This is a genomic window from Actinomyces sp. HMSC075C01, assembly GCF_001812965.1.
Classification (GTDB): Bacteria; Actinomycetota; Actinomycetes; order Actinomycetales; family Actinomycetaceae; genus Actinomyces; species Actinomyces acetigenes.
Genome location: NZ_KV810931.1, coordinates 1 through 18,168, shown reverse-complemented (window position 1 = coordinate 18,168; position 18,168 = coordinate 1). Strand labels below are relative to the sequence as shown.

At 72.8% G+C, this 18,168-nt stretch carries 10 protein-coding genes; 6 read left to right on the top strand and 4 right to left on the bottom strand.

Going from position 1 to position 18,168, the window contains the following annotated elements; genetic code table 11:
- Positions 1-209 precede the first annotated feature (209 nt).
- Positions 210-1,700 carry an NCS2 family permease gene (locus tag HMPREF2883_RS01305; RefSeq protein WP_176747107.1) on the bottom strand — a complete coding sequence of 497 codons (1,491 nt, stop codon included), beginning with the start codon at positions 1,698-1,700 and terminating at the stop codon, positions 210-212.
- A 181-nt stretch (positions 1,701-1,881) separates the two neighbouring features.
- On the opposite strand from HMPREF2883_RS01305, the gene HMPREF2883_RS01295 reads away from it, so the two are divergent.
- The 4 genes from HMPREF2883_RS01295 (at position 1,882) to HMPREF2883_RS01280 (ending at position 10,191) form a co-directional block, all read left to right on the top strand.
- Positions 1,882-2,976, top strand: a complete 1,095-nt coding sequence (locus HMPREF2883_RS01295) for a DUF418 domain-containing protein (protein WP_075371312.1) — start codon at positions 1,882-1,884, stop codon at positions 2,974-2,976.
- A gap of 88 nt (positions 2,977-3,064) precedes the next feature.
- Positions 3,065-4,093, top strand: a complete 1,029-nt coding sequence (locus tag HMPREF2883_RS01290; RefSeq protein ID WP_070658482.1) for a trypsin-like serine protease — start codon at positions 3,065-3,067, stop codon at positions 4,091-4,093.
- A 178-nt stretch (positions 4,094-4,271) separates the two neighbouring features.
- Positions 4,272-9,287: a DEAD/DEAH box helicase gene (locus tag HMPREF2883_RS01285; protein WP_070658479.1), complete on the top strand. Its 5,016-nt coding sequence runs from the start codon at positions 4,272-4,274 to the stop codon at positions 9,285-9,287.
- A gap of 67 nt (positions 9,288-9,354) precedes the next feature.
- The gene (locus tag HMPREF2883_RS01280) at positions 9,355-10,191 is read left to right on the top strand and encodes a uracil-DNA glycosylase (RefSeq protein WP_070658476.1); all 837 of its coding nucleotides are present in this window, start codon (positions 9,355-9,357) and stop codon (positions 10,189-10,191) included.
- 24 nt (positions 10,192-10,215) lie between these two features.
- On the opposite strand, the gene HMPREF2883_RS01275 is transcribed toward HMPREF2883_RS01280, so the two are convergent.
- Entirely contained in the window at positions 10,216-11,964 is a 1,749-nt protein-coding gene (locus tag HMPREF2883_RS01275; RefSeq protein WP_070658474.1) for a DUF3027 domain-containing protein, read from the bottom strand.
- Between the two features lie 152 nt (positions 11,965-12,116).
- Entirely contained in the window at positions 12,117-14,669 is a 2,553-nt protein-coding gene (locus tag HMPREF2883_RS01270) for a helicase-associated domain-containing protein (RefSeq protein ID WP_256277271.1), read from the bottom strand.
- Positions 14,670-15,164: 495 nt separating this feature from the next.
- On the opposite strand from HMPREF2883_RS01270, the gene HMPREF2883_RS01265 reads away from it, so the two are divergent.
- Both HMPREF2883_RS01265 and HMPREF2883_RS01260 read left to right on the top strand, forming a co-directional pair.
- On the top strand, positions 15,165-16,847 hold the full coding sequence (locus HMPREF2883_RS01265) for a DNA repair helicase XPB (RefSeq protein WP_070658470.1): 1,683 nt from the start codon (positions 15,165-15,167) through the stop codon (positions 16,845-16,847).
- 3 nt (positions 16,848-16,850) lie between these two features.
- Positions 16,851-17,132 (top strand): hypothetical protein, encoded by a 282-nt coding sequence (locus HMPREF2883_RS01260; RefSeq protein WP_141758982.1) that lies wholly within the window; start codon positions 16,851-16,853, stop codon positions 17,130-17,132.
- A 25-nt stretch (positions 17,133-17,157) separates the two neighbouring features.
- Here the strand turns inward: HMPREF2883_RS01260 and HMPREF2883_RS01255 are convergent, their stop codons facing one another.
- Positions 17,158-18,066, bottom strand: a complete 909-nt coding sequence (locus tag HMPREF2883_RS01255) for a type 1 glutamine amidotransferase (RefSeq protein ID WP_070658469.1) — start codon at positions 18,064-18,066, stop codon at positions 17,158-17,160.
- Positions 18,067-18,168: the final 102 nt, after the last annotated feature.

Here is an 18,168-nt window from a genome sequence, read left to right as displayed (position 1 = left end):
GTTCGTACCTTATGCCTCGTGTTCGGGGGTTCAGTGTACGAACGTGAGGGCTACCCTACGAACGCGCGACCTACCCTACGAACGCGAGGCGCGAGGTTAGCGAGGCTAAGAGGCGCGGAATGCCGCCCACAGGCTCCGGAGTGTCCACACCGTCATCACCCAATGAGGGGCGGCCTCCGGCGGCAGCGCCGGAGGCCGCCGACCCTTCCTCAGGAGACGCCGAGGATCGCCTTGATCGGGGCGAGGGTGAAGTAGATGACGAACATCGCGCAGGCCACCCACATGAGCGGGTGGATCCTCCGCGCCCTCCCCTGAGCCACCTCGACGACCAGGTAGGACACGAAGCCGGCCCCGATCCCGTTGGTGATCGAGTAGGAGAAGGGCATCATGATGATGGTCAGGAAGGCCGGCAGGGCGATCTCCGGGGACTTCCAGTCGATGTCGGTCACCTGCATCATCATGAGGAAACCGACCACCACGAGTGCCGGGGTGGCCGCCTCGTAGGGGACCATCTTGACCAGCGGCGCGAAGAACATGGACAGGGCGAACATAAAGCCGGTGACCACGGAGGCCAGGCCCGTGCGAGCCCCCTCCCCCACGCCCGCGGCGGACTCCACGTAGGAGGTGTTGGAGGAGACGCCCCCAAGACCACCAGCAATGGCAGCCAGGGAGTCGACGACAAGGATCTCGCGCGTCTTGGGCGGGTTGCCGTGCTCGTCGAGCAGGTCGCCCTCGGCGCCGATGGCGACCATGGTGCCCATCGTGTCGAAGAAGTCGGCCAGCAGCAGGGAGAAGACCAGGAGGATCACCGAGACGATCCCGACCTTGTGGAGGCTGCCCAGCAGGCTGAAGTGGCCCAGCGTGGACAGGCTCGGCAGGTCCACCGGGAAGCCGTCCAGGTGCGGCTCCGACAGGGACCAGCCGGTGAGATTGAGGGCACCCTTCTCCGGGTCGTCGTTGAAGGGGCCCAGGTGGGCAAAGGCGTCAATGACAATGGCCAGGACCGTGGCCGAGGCGATGCCGATGAGGATGGCGCCGCGGACCTTGCGCACGTGGAGCACCACCATGAGGAAGAGCCCGAAGAGGAAGACGAGGACCGGCCAGCCCTGGAGGGAGCCGCCCAGGCCCAGCTCCAGGGGGGTACCGCCGCGGCGCACCATCTTGGCGTCCACCAGACCGATGAGTGCGATGAACAGGCCGATGCCCACCGAGATCGCGGTCTTGAGCTGGTCCGGGACGGCCTTGAAGACGGCCTCCCGAAAACCGGTGAGCACCAGGGCGAGGATGATGACGCCCTCGATGACGACGAGGCCCATGGCGTCGGCGTAGGTCATGCCCTGGGTGCCCACGAGGGTGTAGGCGACCATCGCGTTGATCCCCAGGCCCGCGGCCAGGGCCATCGGGTAGTTGGCGACAACGCCCATGAGGATCGTCATGACTGCGGCGACGAAGGCGGTGCCGGCGGCGAGCTGGGCCTCGGTTCCTGGAGGGCTCGCCTTGGACAGGATCGCGGGGTTGAGGACGAGGATGTAGCTCATCGAGAAGAAGGTGACGATGCCGCCACGGATCTCTCGGGAGATGCTCGAACCGCGTTCAGTGATGTGGAAGAACCGATCCAGTCGGGAGACCTGACTGGGCGAGGACGAAGATGAGGACTTCGTCGGGGTACGTGTGCTCACGGCGGCATTCTTCCAGATCATCACGCGCTGAGCGAAACCCGACGGTTGCCCCACGACAACACGACGCGTCATCGAAGCCGGCAGAACTATTTACACCGTCACAACAGCAACGCCCCTAGGGTCCTGTCCCGTGCACGTAACCGGCTCATTCGAACCACCGACAGGCTGTCCGACGACGTCGAGCACGCCGCCCGAGGAGGCTGTGCCCAGCAGGCCATCGGGTACCTCACCGACAGCGCCGACGACGACGCCCTCCCCGCCTCGCCGGCGCATCATCGGGCTCGATATCGCCCGCGCCCTGGCACTGATCGGCATGGTGGTGGCCCACCTCATGGAGCCTGAGGGGTGGCCGGCAGAGATCGTTCGCGGGTTCCCCTCCGCGCTGTTCGCCGTGCTGGCCGGCATATCGCTGTCCATCATGGGATCGCGCGGGGTCCGTGAGGGAGGGGCGGCGCTGGCGGCATCACGTCACGGGATCATCGTCCGCGGCGCCATTCTCATTGTTCTGGGCGAGATGATCACGCCTTTCGCCGGCACCATCAACGTGGTGCTCACGGCCTTCGGCATCTGCTACATCGCCCTGGCCTGCGCACCGCGCTGGCACGCCCGCACGCTCATGGTCGTCCTCACGTGGACGATCATCCTCTCCGCGGTCTGCCACGTCCTCGACGCCACCGTCGGGGTGCCCTCACAGGCACTGGCCGGGGCCTACCCGGCCTTCGCCTGGGCGAGCTACATGCTCATCGGGGTACTCGCCCACCGTTTCATTGTGGGCAGCGCCCGGGCCCAGGCCCTCACGGTCGCCGTCGGCCTGCCCCTCGCCGTCGCCGGAGCCGTGGCACGCAACACCATCGACGTCGTCGCCGCGGTCTCCTCCGACAAGCTGAGCGTCATCATCCCCATGATGCTCATCGATCCGGTCACCCACTCCGGGGCGCTGATCGACCTCGTCACGACGGCGGCCGGGGCCCTGGCCATCGTCTCCCTGTGCCTCCTGGCCCACAGAGGGACCCGCACCGGCTGGGCGGGCCGGCTGGTCCTCCCGCTCCAGGCCATGGGCTCGATGTCCCTGACCGTCTACGTCTGTCACGTCCTGAGCGCCGGTCACTTCCTCACCGACGACGCCCCACTGCGCATGCCGGTCCTGGGAACCGCCACGATCCTGTTCACCCTGGCGCTGGCCACGATCATCCGCCTGAGGTTCGACCACGGCCCCCTGGAGTGGGCGCTGCGACGGCTCGTCCGAACCGCCACCGACCAGAACCGTCCCGGCCGGACGATTCCCGGACTCACCTGAACCACCACCGCCCCAAACTCACACCGGAACCCGCACGAACGCCTTCATCCCACACACCGCACCGCCGCTCAGGTCAGAGGAGAACACCATGTCACCCACCGCCACGATCCCGGCCCCCCAGCCGCTTCCGCACCGTCTTCACCTCCCCCGCTCGCTCGTGCGCGCCCACGGCCTGCTCGCCGTCACCGCCCTCGCGCTCCTTCCAGCAGGCGCGGCGCACGCACTCATGAGTCCCGACACGGCCGGGGCCGACGACGCCACCAGTTACGCCGTCGTCTCCGAGAAGATCGGCAGCGAGGGCGATCCCAACGGCAACTGCACCGGCACCGCGATCGCCCCACGGTGGGTGGTGACCGCCCGGCACTGCGTCGAGAACTCCCCTAAGGCCTCCGGGTCCTCCGTGCGCATCGGCCAGGGCGACAAGCAGCGCGTCGTCAACGTCGACCGGTGGGAGAAGGCCCCCGCCGGCGACATCGCGCTCATGCACACCACGGAGGACATGAAGCTCGCCAGCTACCCCAAGATCGCTGACACGGTCCCCTCCTCCGGTGAGGTAACGGTCTACGGCTGGTCCTCCGACGGCTCAGGCGGCACCAAGACGCTGCCCAAGGCGACCGGAAGCATCACGGGCACCGCGGACTTCACCCTCTTCGAGGGCAAGCAGTCCCTGAGCGTCGACCTCCGCAACGGCGCCAAGACCCAGCCGGGGGACTCCGGCGGCCCGGTGTTCACCGGGGACAAGGTGGCGGCGGTCCTCACTGCGAGCATTGACGAGAGCAATCCCGAAGCCACCTCCTCCAGCCACTTCACATGCGCTCCCCTGGCCGAGCAGCACGACTGGATCATGAAGACGATCTCCGCCGACGACGGCGACTCGGGCTCCCAGGCCAAGGCCAAGGAGTCCCGTGACCTCAGCCCGCTGTGGCTGGTTGGTGGAGGGATCGTGCTACTGGCCGCGTTGGGCGCGTCCTTCGCCGTCATCAAGCGGGGCAAGAAGGACCAGGTGGCGGACGAGGCCTCAGCGCCCCTCACGGCCGGTAACGCCGGCGCCTCTCACGACTCCGACGCCCGGGTCGGCGAGCCCGACTCCGAAAGCTCCCCCACCGAGGAGTCCTGACCCAGTCCCCTGCGGTGGCGGTGGGTGAACGGAGACGGGGCTGCTCTCCCACCGCTGCCGCAGGCCTTGTCAGCTCCGCGCAGCGAGCCGGTCGGCGCGATGAAGACGCGCGGATTGCTGTCACACCCTCGTGGAAGGATGGTCACTGAAGCCACAAGGCGAACGGGGGTGATCGAGCATGGCTGCGGGCACAACATCGAGCAGCAGCAACGACGCCGCGGCGGCCAGCGCGCACAGACCGGGCTGGGCGGGATTCTCCCCGACCACCCGCACCTGGTTCCTCGACGCCTTCCCCACCGGGCCCACCACCGTGCAGGAGCGGGCCTGGGCCGCGATCGGCCGGGGTGAGAACGCCCTGGTCATCGCCCCCACCGGTTCGGGCAAGACGCTCGCGTCCTTCCTGTCCGCCATCGATCGCCTGGGTCGGCTCGACGCCGGCGAGGAGGCCCGCGAGCGCCCGGAGCCAACCGACGGCGTGCGGGTCCTCTACATCTCTCCGCTCAAGGCTCTGGGAGCGGACGTGGAGCGCAACCTGCGCCGGCCGCTGGCGGGGATCGCCGCCGTCGGCCCCACCCGCCCGATCTCGGTGGGGGTGCGCTCGGGGGACACGCCCGCGCGGGAGCGTCGTCGGCTGCGCAGCCACCCGCCCAGCATCCTCATCACGACGCCGGAGTCGCTCTACCTCATGCTCACCAGCGCCGTGCGGGAGACGCTGCGGACGGTGGAGACGGTCATCGTCGACGAGATCCACTCCTTCGCCGGTTCCAAGCGCGGCACGCACCTGGCCGTGTCCCTGGAGAGACTCGATGACCTCCTGGGGCGCCCGGCGCAGCGCATCGGCCTGTCCGCCACCGTCTCGCCGCCGGAGGAGGTCGCCCGCTTCCTCGGCGGGCCGCACCCGGTGACGATCATTGCCGACGACGGCCGGGCGACGCCGGAGGTCACGGTGGCCGTACCGGTGGAGAACATGGCCCGTATCCCGGCGATCTCGGACCGGCGCACCCGGATGGAGCGGGCGCTAGCAGCACCCGCGAGTGCGGGCGGCGGCTGCGGCGCCCAGCCCTCCGGGCTCGGGCGGGCGGGGTCCTCGCAGGCCTGGCGCTCCGATAAGGCGCTGGGCCGGGCCATGGCGGCGGGGCGGGCTGACGGGCCCGGTGCGGGGGTGCCCGCCCGGGTGTCGGCCTCGATCTGGCCGCATCTTGAGAACGCGATCCTCGACCAGGTCCTGGCCCACCGCACGACGCTGGTCTTCGTCAACTCCCGGGGCGCCTGCGAGCGACTCACCGCGCACCTCAACGAGGCCTACGCCGCGCGTCTCGGGACGGCGGCGCCGACGCCGCAGGCGCCGGTTCACCGGGAGTCCTGGGAGATGGGAACCGGTTCGCACACCGAGGCTCTGGCGGCGGGCGCCCCGGTGATCGCCAAGGCCCACCACGGGTCGGTCTCCAAGGAGCAGCGTCTGGGTGTGGAGCGGGAGCTGGCCGCGGGGGAGCTGAGGTGCGTGGTGGCCACGGCCTCGCTCGAGCTCGGCATCGACATCGGCTCGGTCGACCTCGTGCTCCAGGTGGCGCCGCCGCCGTCGGTCGCGGCGGGCCTGCAGCGGGTGGGGCGCGCCGAGCACCGGGTGGGCGGGCGGCCGCGCGGCGTCATCTATCCCGTGGAGCGCACTCACCTGGTGGACGCCGTCGTCGCCGCCGAGGGGATGCGCGCCGGGGCGATCGAGCGCACGGAGCTGGCCTCCAACGCCCTGGACGTGCTGGCCCAGCAGACGGTCGCCGCGGTGAGTGTGGCGGAGGGGCTGACGGCCGACGCATGGTTCTCCACTGTCAGAAGGGCGGCCCCCTACTCCTCGCTGCCGCGCTCGGCCTTCGACTCGGTCCTGGAGCTGCTGGCCGGCGGCTTCGCCTCGGCGGACCTGGCGGACTTCTCGCCGCGGATCGTGTGGGACCGCGCCACCGGTGAGCTCAGCGCCCGGCCCAGCACGCAGCGGCTGGCGGTGGCGTCCTCGGGCACGATCCCGGACCGGGGCATGTTCCCCGTTGTCCTGCCCGAGGGGGCGCAGGACGCCGGGCGGCGGCGGGTCGGGGAGCTCGATGAGGAGATGGTGCACGAATCCAGCCCGGGCGACGTCATCACGCTGGGAACGTCGAGCTGGCGGATCCGCCAGATCACGGGGGACCGCGTCGTCGTGGATCCGGCTGAGGGACGCAGCGCCCGTCTGCCGTTCTGGAAGGGCGAGGGGTTGGGCAGACCTGCGGCCACCGGGCTCGCCAAGGGCGTCTTCCTGCGTGAGGCGCAGAGCTCCTTGCCGTCGGAGGCGGGGGCCGGGGAGTCGGAGGGCGAGCGGGCACTGCGGAGCCGGCTCACGGAGGCGGGGCTGGATGATCATGCCCGCGCCAACCTGCTGGCGCTGCTGCGCGAGCAGTACCGGGCCACCGGCGCCCTGCCGACGGATGAGACCCTGGTCCTGGAGCGCTATGAGGACGAGTCCGGCAGCTGGCGGGTCATCGTCCACAGCACGCTGGGTCGGCGCGTCCACGAGCCCTGGGCGATGGCGATCCGGGAGCGGGTGCACCAGCTGCTGGGGGTGCGACCGCAGACCATCGTGGCCGACGACGGTATTGTCCTGCAGATCCCACCGGTTGAGGGCGGCCTCCCGGGGGCCGGGCTCATCACCTTCGACGCCGCGGAGATCTCCTCCCTGGTGCGCAGCCGGATCGAGACGACGGCGCTGTTCGCGGCCCGGTTCCGCGAGTGCGCCGCCCGCGCCCTGCTCATGCCCGCCGCCCGCCCGGGGCGCCGCACGCCGTTGTGGTTGCAGCGGGTCAAGGCCGGCCAGCTGCTCGAGGCCTCCCGCCAGTTCCAGGACTTCCCGGTCAGCGTGGAAGCGGCGCGCGAGTGCCTCCAGCAGTACTACGACCTGCCCGCACTCACCGACCTCATGGAGCGTCTCGCCTCCGGCCGGGTGCGCGTCGTCGAGGCCGTCACCAGTGAGCCGTCGCCCTTCGCCCACCCGCTGCTGTTCGGGTACGCGAGCACCCTCATCTACCAGGAGGACCTGCCCCACGCCGAGCGCCAGGCCCAGCTGCTCTCCCTGGACCCCAAGGCGCTGGGCGCCCTGCTGGGCGACGGCGGCGTCGCGGAGCTGCTCGACGACGAGGTCCTGGCCCAGGTGGAGGCCGAGCTCCAGCACCTGGCCCCCGGCCGGCGGGTGCGCGCCGACGCCGAGCAGATCGCCGATCTGCTGCGTGAACTGGGCCCGTTGAGCGCGGCCGAGCTGGCTGAGCGGTGCACCGACGTCGGCGGGAGGGATCCGGGGGAGGACGCACGGGCCGGCGGCGCGGACGGTGCCGGCGGCGACGTCGAGCGCGCGGTCGAGCACTCAGTCGGGCAGGCGGTCGAGCGGGAGACCGCACACACTGTCGAGCGGGCGCTCGCCGAGCTGGCCGGGGCTCGTCGAGCCACCGCGGTGAGGGTCGGCGGGCGGGAGCTGTGGGCCCGGGTCGAGGACGTCCCGGCTCTACGGCGGGCCCTGGGAGCGGAGGTCCCCGACTGGGCGCTGGAGCGGGTCGGGGCAGGTGGAGCGGTCGAGCGGAGGGCGGCGGCCCGCTCGCCGCTGAACGACCTGGTTCTGCGCTACGCGCGCACCCACACGACCGTGACACCGCAGCGCGTGGCGCGGGCCTTCGGGCTGGGGGCGGCAGTGGCGGAGGGGGCCTTGGCCGAGCTGGCCGGGGCCGGTTCCCTCGTGGACCTGGGTGCGGCGGGGTGGATGGAGCCGGCGGTCCTGACCCGGGTACGCCACCGCTCCCTGGCCCGGGCGCGGGCCGCCGTCGCACCGGTGCCACCCGCGGCCCTCCAGCGTCTCGTGCTGGAGCGGGCGGGCCTGGATGAGCCGGGAGGCGGCGTCGACGCCCTGGCGCAGGCCCTGGCGGCGCTGGAGGGCGTATGGCTGCCGGCCGGCCTGTGGGAGTCCGTAGTGCTGCCCGCGCGCGTAGTCGACTACCGGCCGGCCATGCTCGATGAGCTCATCGCCGCCGGGGAGGTCGTCTGGCAGGCGCGGCCCGTCGGCGATGCCGCGTCCCGGTCCGGCTCCGCCCGGGCGTGGGCCGGGGCCGACGACGTCCCCGCGCCGGGCGAGATCGCCTTCTTCCCCACCGACTCCACCCTGGCACCGGTCGCCGGGGAGACGATCGCGCCGGGTGAGCCGGAGGCGCCGGCGGGTCGGCAGGCGGGAGTCACCGGGGAGGAGCTCTGGCAGCTGGTCCGTAAGGGAACCGCCACGGGCCGCTCCTTCGAGCCGGTGCGCCGGGCGCTGGTGCCCGCGGCCGGGCCACGCACCGCCCCGCCCTCACGACGGGTGCGCAGCCGCCGGGGCCGTCGCCTCATGATGGAGATGCCACGCGCCGGGGACGTGACGGCGGCCGGGAGGCTGTCCTCCGCTCTGTCCTCCACCTCCTGGGTGAGGCTGTCTGGCGCACCAGCCGGCGATGAGGAGCGGGCGATCGCGCAGGTGGAGTCGCTGCTGGACCGCTACGGGGTCGTCTGCCGCGACCTCGCCCTGGCCTTCGGCGCTTCAGGAGGGCTCGGGCCCCTCATGCCGGTGCTGCGGCGCATGGAGGAGACCGGGGTGATTCTGCGCGGCAGTTTCATTGAGGGCCTGGGGCCGGCGCAGTTCGCCGAGCGGGAGAGCATTGACCGGCTGCGGTCCCTCACCCACGGCCCCGCCAGCGCGGCGGAGACACCGGTCGTGCTCGATCTCAAGGACCCGGCCTGTCTCGTCGGACGCGGGGTGAGCTGGCCCGAGCCGGCGCTGCCGGCCGGCCTCGGCGAGTCGGCCGGGGGCCACGGCGAGGAGACGGGCGGCCCACCGGTCCGGCGCCAGGGGGCGAGCGTCGTCGTGCTGGATGGCGCCCCGGTGCTCTACGCCTCGGAGAACCTCAAGGTCCTCATCTCCTACACCTCCGAGCGCGAGGAGCTGGCGCGAGCCCTGGCCGCGCTGGCGGCCGACAGGCAGCGGATGCTGGCGTACCAGGGGGCCGCGGCGGTCAGGCGCCGCACGGTGGTGGAGTCCCTCAACGGGGTCACCGCGCTGGAGCCGGCCGTGAGCGACCTCCTGCGTCAGGTCGGTTTCGTGCGCGACCCCAAGGGGATGCGACTCGCCGTCGGCGCCCACGGGGCCACCTGGCGATGAGCGGGCCGGCCCTTCACCGGTGACAGAAGCCGGCCCACGCTGCTCTCCACACGTCCACAATGAGGACATGGCCGATCCGCACCCCATCACCGGAGCGTTCTTCGATTCCCCGGTCCCTCCCGGGACCGGATGGCCCGACGATCCCGCTACTGCCGCCACACCCGTGGCCCGCTCGGCCACCGACGTGGCAGGGCTGGCCGACTCGTCGTCGGATCTGTTCGCACTCGATGCCCGGGTCACGGTGTGCCGTGCCTGCGACCGGCTCGTGGCCTGGCGTGAGGAGGTGGCCAGGACCGGCCGTCGCGCCTCCTTCGCCCATGAGCCGTACTGGGGGCGACCGGTGGCAAGCGTCGGGTCGGCGGATGCCCGCATCTACGTCGTCGGGCTGGCGCCCGCGGCCAATGGGGCGAACCGCACCGGCCGCATGTTCACCGGGGACCGCTCCGGGGACTGGCTGTGGGCGGCCTTCTACCGGGCGGGCCTGGCGGCGTCCCCCACCTCGACGGCGGCAGGTGACGGGCAGCAACTCATCGGGGCGCGCATGGGCGCCGCCGTGCGTTGCGCCCCGCCGGCCAACAAGCCGACGACCGTCGAGCGGGCCACCTGCGCGCCGTGGCTCGCCCGCGAGATCGCCCTCATGCCTGAGGTCAAGGTGCTGCTGGCGCTGGGCGGGATCGGATGGGGCGCGGTGCTGCGGGTCACCCGGGAGGCCGGATGGGGCCTCCCCCGCCCCCAGCCGCGCTTCGGCCACGGGGCGACGGCGGAGCTGACCAGGCCCGACGGCAGGCCGGTGACGCTGCTCGGCAGCTACCACCCCAGCCAGCAGAACACATTCACCGGTCGGCTCACCGAGGCGATGCTCGATGAGGTGCTGGCGACCGCCAAGCGCCTCGCTGAGGCATGATGACGGGCTGCGGCTGACGCGGTATCAGGAGCGGCTGGGCAGGATGGCCTCGAGCTCGGCGAGGGTCCGCGGTGCGTGCGGGGGCTCCGCGTCCTCGGGCTCCACGCCGAACGCCTCCTCCTGGGGCGTCCCGCCCGTGCGACCGTCGGCGCTTCGGGCGCTTGGTGCCGAGACCGAGCGCCTCGTAACCAATTCCTCTTCCACTTCCCCGGCAGCCGCATCGATCCCGAGCGCGAGGGACAGGTCGGCGACGGCGGCCCGGGCCGAGGCAGCGCGCTCGCTGGGCGTGTCACTGGACTCGCCACCGGCGGGGATCGGTGAGGGCCGATCCGCGGTTGCCTGGAGAGACTCGGCGGCGCTCGCAGCATCGGGGGCCGAGGAGGCCGACGCCGCGGCGGCCGCCCTCTCGAGCTCTCCCAGGTCGAGCCCCACCAGGCGGCTGCTGCGCTCCTCGGAGGCCTCCTCCGGCGAGTCGGCCGTGCGACGGCGGCGCGTCGAGGTAGCCGCGCGGCGGGAGCGCCTCGCGGCGGGCCTCTGCTCAGACGCGGCGGGCTTCTTGCCGGTCTTCGTTCCGGGCTCCTCCACCGGGCGCTCCTCGGCCGCGGGCGCCGCGGCATCCGTGCCGGCGGCGCCGTCCTCGGCCTGAGCCTCCGAGCCGTCGGCGTCCCGAGCCGGCGACTCCGTACCGGTTCCCTGACCGGGGGCGCCTGCTACGTCCGCCGCGTCCTCGGCGGGGGCACCACCCGGCTCGCCGTCGACGTCGTCGGCCTGCTCGGCGGCGAGCTCGGCGATGCTGCGACCCTCGCGCAGGTCGAGCCCGTTGGTGCTCAGCGGCACCATGAGATGGTCGTTGACCCGGGAGGGGTTGATGGGCCACTCCGGGCCCTGGTCGGGTAGGTCGGTCTCGGAGTGGGCGCCGCAGCCGTGGTCCAGGGAGACGACGCTGCCGTCGTCGGCGGCCCACTCGTTGGCGCACACGCCGAAGATGGCGCGCAGGGCGCCGGCCATGGGCACGAAGAAGCCGCAGGTGGAGCAGGTGGCGTGGGCCTTGCGGACGCCCTCGGCGTCGGGGCCGTGGTCGCCGCCGTACCAGCGCTCGGCGGCGCTGGCGACGCCCTGGGCGCTCAGGACCCGGGGACGGCCCAGGTCGAGCTCGTCCAGGGCGACGGCGTCGGCGTCCTCACCAGTGGCCTCCCACCCGGGCTCGAGGCGCTCGTCGGTCTCCTTGCGGGGCAGGCGGTCGGAGCGGGTGATGTCGCCGGGTTCGAGGCGCTCGGCCCACGGGACCCAGGCTGGCGCGAGGAGGGCCTCCTCGCCGGGGAGGAGCTCCACCTCGCAGACGGTGGCGGTGCGGCTGCGCGGGACGCGGCTGAGGGTGACCGCCCAGCGCCAGCCGCGGTAGCCGCTCAGGGTGCAGTCGAACAGGTGGGTGACGAGGCGCTCGGCGTCGGGCGCGGCGGCTACGTACTCGCCGACGGTGATGGGGTCGGTGACCTCCTCCAGCGCGTGGCGGGCCAGCTCGACGGCCGCCGGGGAGGTGAGGGTCTTGTCCTTGGCGGCCAGGGCCTGCTCGGCCGGGGTCGGCAGGGCACCGGCGCGGGGCACGGGGGCCTGCGTCGGAGAGGGCGAGGCCGCGCTCGGGGCATGGGCCGGGCGCTCCAGGGTCGCTGTGGAGGTGCGCGCCCCGGTGGCGGCGCCCGCCGGAGAACCCGAGCCGGTCCCGGTTACGGGCTCGCCTGAGGCGTCGGTGTGAGAGTCGATCGTGTCGGTCACTCGGCCAGTGTAGGGGAGGCACCTGGAACTGCCCCGGCCCGCGCGGGTTGGCCTGAGCACACCGGCCCGCCCTCCCACACTTCGACCGAATCTTCACAATCGACACAGATACGCGTCGATTGTGAAGATTTTGTCGGTAAGTGAGAGAACGGTCAGCCCGCCTCGACCGAGACGATGCGGTGGACGGCCACGGTCAGCTCGGTCTCGCGCACGACGTCGCGCAGGCGCACCCGCCCGGGCTCCACGGCCATGACCCGCACCTGCCGCTCCTGCACGGCGCCGTCGGGGCCGGCCAGCCTCAGCCGCAGCCGCGAGCGCGAGGACTGCGCCTGGCGCAGCACCGCCAGGGCGTGCACCGGGTCGGTGGCCACAGCCGCCTCCCCGGCGGCCTGCAGTGCCTCCTGCCCCACGCGCAGCCGCCCCACGAGGGTCGTCAGCTCGCGCCTTCCGGGCCGACGTCGTCGCACCGAGTGCTCGCTGCCGGGGCGCGTCGGCTCGGGGGCCCGGCGGGCCTGCCGCGCGGTGGCCGGCCCGACCACCAGGTGGCCGCTCGCGTCCTCGGTCACCGGCGCCAGCCCGGTGGCGCGCAGCTCGCGCAGCACCTGCCCGGCGCTCGCCGTGGCCACGAGGATCCCGGGCGCCACCTCATCCAGGCCGAGGTCCCGCAGACGCGGTTCGGCCAGGAGGCCTGCGGCCGTGGCCTCGTCGCCGACCCGCAGCAGTGCGGACACGGCCCGTACCCTTACCGCCCCGTGGTGGCGGGCGGCGTCCTGGACGAGCACGCTCAGCGAGTCCGGCAGGGGCGCAGGACTGTAGCGGCTGATCTCCTGGGTGATCTCCTCGGCCCGGTAGCCGACGTCGAGCGCGCCGCGCACCGACTCAGGCGTGAAGCGCACCGTGAGCGCCCCGCCGCGCGACTCGACGACGCTCGTGCGCTCCAGCAGCGCGGCCAGTTCGGGGGCGGGGCGGCCCGGCACGATGGCGGTGAGGTCGGACTGGACGAGGATCGTCTCGACGGCGGCAGGCAGGTCCGCAGCCAGCGCCGCCTCCAGGGCGGTGAGAGCCTCGTCGTCCGACAGCGGCTCGGCATGCGCGTCGCCGCCCGCCTCCTCGGCGCGGCCGGCGTCTCCGGGGGCGGTAGGGCCGCCGGGGCCGCCGCTGAGTCCGGTGTCCTGCTCGTCGAGGCTCGCCGCCGCCCGCCGGGCAAGGATCCTGCCGGCCTCGGTCAGCGCCCCGCCGCCGGTGATCCCGAGGGTCTCGGCCTCGGCCAGGACCGCGGAGATCGCTCCGCCGGGGATGGTGCGCCGGGGGCTCTGCCAGGTCAGGGCCGCCCGCACGAAGGCGGGGGTCGCGCTGGTCCTCAGCGGGAGGTCGCCCAGGAGGGCGAGTACCCGGGCGCGCAGTCGCGCCGCCCACCCGGCCTCCAGGTCCGGGCCGAGGGCGGCGCGCAGGGTCCCGTCGTCGTCGCGGGTGCCCGTCAGCCAGGGGGTGCGGGCGCTGCCCGACCAGGCCAGGGCGAGCGGCGCCCAGCGCTGGGGGAGGCTGTCGGTGAGCCATCCGGCGGCCTGGGAGGAGGGCACCCAGGCGGCGCCGTCCTCGTCGAGCCCCAGGAGCCCGGCGCTCGCGGCGATCTCGATGATGCGGGCGGCGGCGTCGGCCTCCAGGCCCAGGGCGTCGGCGGTGCGGGCCAGGGCGCGCGCGCTCACTCCGCCGGTGCGGCGAATCGTCCCGCCCTCGCGGCCCCACTCCTCCAGGAGGGCGGCCACGAGCCGGACGGCCTCCTCGGCGTGGAAGGAGGCCTCGGAGGCGACGACGTCGGCGCCCACCGTCTCCAGGTCGCCGACCTCGGGGGCGGTGAGGGGCTCGCGGGTCAGGCGGCCGCCGCGCAGGGCGAGGGCGACCTGGCGCGGCAGGATGAAGCGGGTGCGCCCGTGGGCATCGCTGCTGCGCTCCAGCCAGCCGCGGTCGATGAGCGGGGCCGCGCCCGGTGCGGTGCCGCCTGCGCGCAGGGTGCCGGCGGGTGGCCCCCAGGTGAGGGCCTGGAGCATCTCCACGGAGGCCGCCGGGATGACTGGCTTACCGCCGGCTCCGCTGGGCGAGTGCTCGCTCAGTTCCTCCAGGGTGGGTGGCAGCTGTTCGGCGCTCACCGGCTCGGCGGCCCAGGGCCCCAGGCCGAAGGGGTGCGGCCCGAAGGCCGCCTCGAGTGCGGCCACGGGCTTGCCCTCGATGACGAGTGCCAGCCGGCGCAGGTGCCCCAGCGCCTCGGTGACCTGCTCAGCGGGCAGTGGGAGGTGAGCGGCGACCAGCCCGGCCAGGTCAACGCTGCCCAGGCTGTCCGGGGCAACTGGATTGTCTGCGGGATCGCCGAGGGGCGCGCCGCCGGCCGGTTCACCACTGGCTCCACCGGCTCCATCGGCCCGCCCGTGCTCGGCTGCTTCGGTCGACCCGGCTCCGTTGTCCTCCCCCGACCCATCGGGTCGGTTGAGAGCCACCACCGCCTCGGCCACGGCCAGCGTCGGTGCATCCAGCCCGGCCAGGGCGTGCTCGATGCTGCCCGGAGCCCCCGCGCGAGTCGCCAGCGCCAAGAAGGAGGAGGACGGCGGCGCGGCCAGGTCCGGGCGCGCCACCAGCAGGGCGGCGACCTCGCGGTCCGGCAGCGCCGTCAGGTGCACGGCGAGGTCCTGGGTAGAGGCAGAAGGGCTCATCCGCACCAAAATACGCCCCCGACCAGCTCACGGACAGGGCGGGTAGCGGGGATGAAGGGCGTCGGTGTCCAAATCGGTGACAAAGGGACCCGACCGCCCCTGAGGCCAGCAACGCGAACCGCAGAATCATGCGGTTTTCTTTCGCAGGCTGGAGTCCGTCTCGCGCCTTTGTCACAGATTTGGACACGATCCCGCAGATGTCACCCCTTCCTGGCCCCTTGTAGCACCTTCCGACCCGCCTCCGGGGCTCGGGCTCGCGCCCCACGGCTCGCGCGCCGCCGCAGGACCCCAGGATCTGGGCCGTCAGCTGCGCTTGCGCGGTCATGACGCGAATTGATGTGTCGTCACTGTTGGTTGAGCGCTGTCAACTGCACTCGCGCCCAGGCATGAGGCCAGCCCGGCCCACCCCTCCCGCCCGAAACAGCCGCTCCCGCTGGAAGAGGAACGTCTCCTCCGTCACGGCACCCGGCGCCCCGGCTTGGGATACTCCCGCCCATGTCCGCTACGCCCAGCGATCCTGCGTCCCCGGCCCCCTCGGCCCCCGACGGCCCGCTCATCGTCCAGTCCGACAAGTCCGTTCTCCTGGAGGTCGCCCACCCCCAGGCCGGGCAGGCCCGCCGCGCCATCGCCGCCTTCGCCGAGCTGGAGCGCGCCCCCGAGCACATCCACACCTACCGGATCACGCCGCTGGCCCTGTGGAACGCGCGCGCCGCGGGCCTGGATGCGGAGACGGTCGTCCACACCCTCATCACCTACTCGCGCTTCCCGGTGCCGCACGCCCTGCTCACCGAGATCGCCGAGACGATGAGCCGCTACGGCCGCCTTCAGCTGCTCACCGACCCCGCCCACGGCCTGGTCCTGCACGCCACCGACGTGCCGGTCCTGGAGGAGGTCATGCGTTCCAAGCGCACCAAGGGCCTGCTGGGGACACGGCTCGGGGAGGCCGACGTTATCGTCCATCCCTCCGAGCGCGGTCACCTCAAGCAGGTGCTCATCAAGCTGGGCTGGCCGGCTGAGGACCTGGCCGGCTACGTCGACGGCGAGGCCCACCCCATCACCCTGACCGACTCCCCCGACACCTTCCAGCTGCGCCCCTACCAGCGCGAGGCGGTGGAGAGCTTCTGGGCGGGGGGCTCGGGCGTGGTCGTCCTGCCGTGCGGGGCCGGCAAGACTCTCGTGGGCGCCGCCTCCATGGCCAAGAGCTCGACGACGACGCTCATCCTGGTCACCAACGCGGTCTCGGCGCGTCAGTGGAAGGAGGAGCTCATCCGCTTCACCTCCCTGACCGAGGAGGAGATCGGCGAGTACTCCGGCTCGCGCAAGGAGGTCCGCCCCGTCACGATCGCCACCTACCAGGTGCTCACCACTCGCCGCAAGGGCGTCTACCCGCACCTGGACCTGCTGGACTCCCACGACTGGGGGCTCATCGTCTACGACGAGGTCCACCTCCTGCCCGCCCCGATCTTCCGCATGACCGCGGATCTGCAGGCGCGCCGCCGCCTGGGCCTGACGGCGACCCTCGTGCGCGAGGACGGCCGTGAGGACGAGGTCTTCAGCCTCATCGGCCCCAAGCGCTACGACGCCCCCTGGAAGGACCTGGAGAACCAGGGCTGGATCGCCCCGGCGATCTGCACCGAGGTGCGCTTGACGCTCGACGCCGGCGAGCGCATGGCCTACGCGACCGCCGAGCCCGACGAACGCTACCGCCTGGCCGCCTGCTCACCGCGCAAGCTGCCGATCATTGACGCCCTCCTGGCCCGCCATGAGGGCGAGTCGGCCCTGGTCATCGGCCAGTACGTGGACCAGCTCACCGAGATCGCCGAGCACCTGGACGCCCCCGTCATCACGGGCTCGACGACGGTGCGCGAGCGCCAGCGCCTCTACGACGCCTTCCGCTGCGGGGAGATCCGCACGCTCGTGGTCTCCAAGGTCGCGAACTTCTCGATCGACCTGCCCGGGGCGAGCGTCGCGATCCAGGTCTCGGGCTCCTTCGGCTCGCGCCAGGAGGAGGCCCAGCGGCTCGGCCGGATCGTGCGCCCCAAGGAGGACGGCCGCCAGGCCCACTTCTACACGGTGGTCGCCCGCGACACCGCCGACCAGGAGTACGCCGCCCACCGGCAGCGCTTCCTGGCCGAGCAGGGCTACGCCTACGCTATCATCGACGCCGAGGAGGTATGAACCATGCCTGACGACACGAAGCGCGCTGCCCAGGAGAAAGCACCCAGGCCACTGCTCGGGTCCCTCTCGGTGCTCGTGGCAACGAGTGGCATGCTCCTTGTCCTCTTTCTGCCATCTTCTATGAATATGGTGAACAAGCTCCTCGCGGGCGAGTACATACCGACGTCCAGGCTGATCGCATTCACCATGGGCAGCACGATCCTGATCGGCTTGCAGCTCGCTGCCTTCCTGTCCCTGTTCATCTGCTGGCGCCGGAGCCGCAGGGAGGCCGCCGAGCATCAGTGAGCCCGGCGGCCGTGCGCGTGCCGGCTCAGCGCGACAGGCGGCGGGCGCGCACGTTGCGCACGAGGACGCGGGCCAGGCTGCGGCCGAAGGCCTGGATGGCGGGGTCGACCCTCTCGGCATCCTCGCGGGCAGCGGCCCCGGCGCTCGCGGCCGCCTCGGGCAGGTCGGCGGCCGTGGCCCCGTGGGTTCCGGCGGCGCCCGGCGCAGCGCTCCGGCCGGCGGCCACCTCCAGGGCGTCGCGGGCGGCCTGGAGTGAGGCCGCGTCCATGGTGCCGGCCAGGTCGTTGAGGGCGTCGCGGGTGCGCCAGTAGGCCACGCGTGCCGGGTCGGACTCGGGGTGGTGTTGGAAGGCCAGGAGCCGGCCGGCCCGCCAGGTGTGGACCGGGGAGCGGTCGGAGGAGGCCAGCAGGGTGGCGGCCTCGGGCAGGTGGGTGACGGCGTCGTGGTGGGAGACAATGACGGGCAGGCGCGTGCCGTCGGAGGTGGGGATCCCGGCGCGGTGGGCGGCGCGGATGGCCTCGGCGGCCACGGCCCCGAAGATCGGGTCGCTCTCGCCGGCGGCCGTGATGGTCAGCTCGACGACGCCGACTTCGTCGTTGCCCAGTGCCGGCACGGCCGTGGAGCCTCCGAGGGCCTCGGCGGCCACCTGGGCGCCCAGACAGATGGCGATGGCGGGGACGTCGTCGGCGACGACGCCGCGCAGCAGCTCACGCAGGTCCGCCAGCCAGGGGTGGTCGCCCTCGTCGTGGGCGCTCATGGAGCCGCCCAGCACGACGAGTCCGTCGCCGATCTCGTCCAGGGTGGGGATGGGTTCGCCCCGCCAGGGACGCACCATGCGCAGCGAGGCGCCCTCAGCGAAGAGCCACTCCCCCAGGCGCCCCACGGGCGCGAGCTCCTCGGGCTCGATGACGGTGATCGTGAGCGTGTCTGTCATGGGTGACATTCTGCCGCCGGCTCGGTTGCCTGCGCGCGGTGACAGGCGCAGGCGTGCCGTCTGAGGTGAACTGGGGTGCGTGGTGTTTCTCGGACTGGGGGA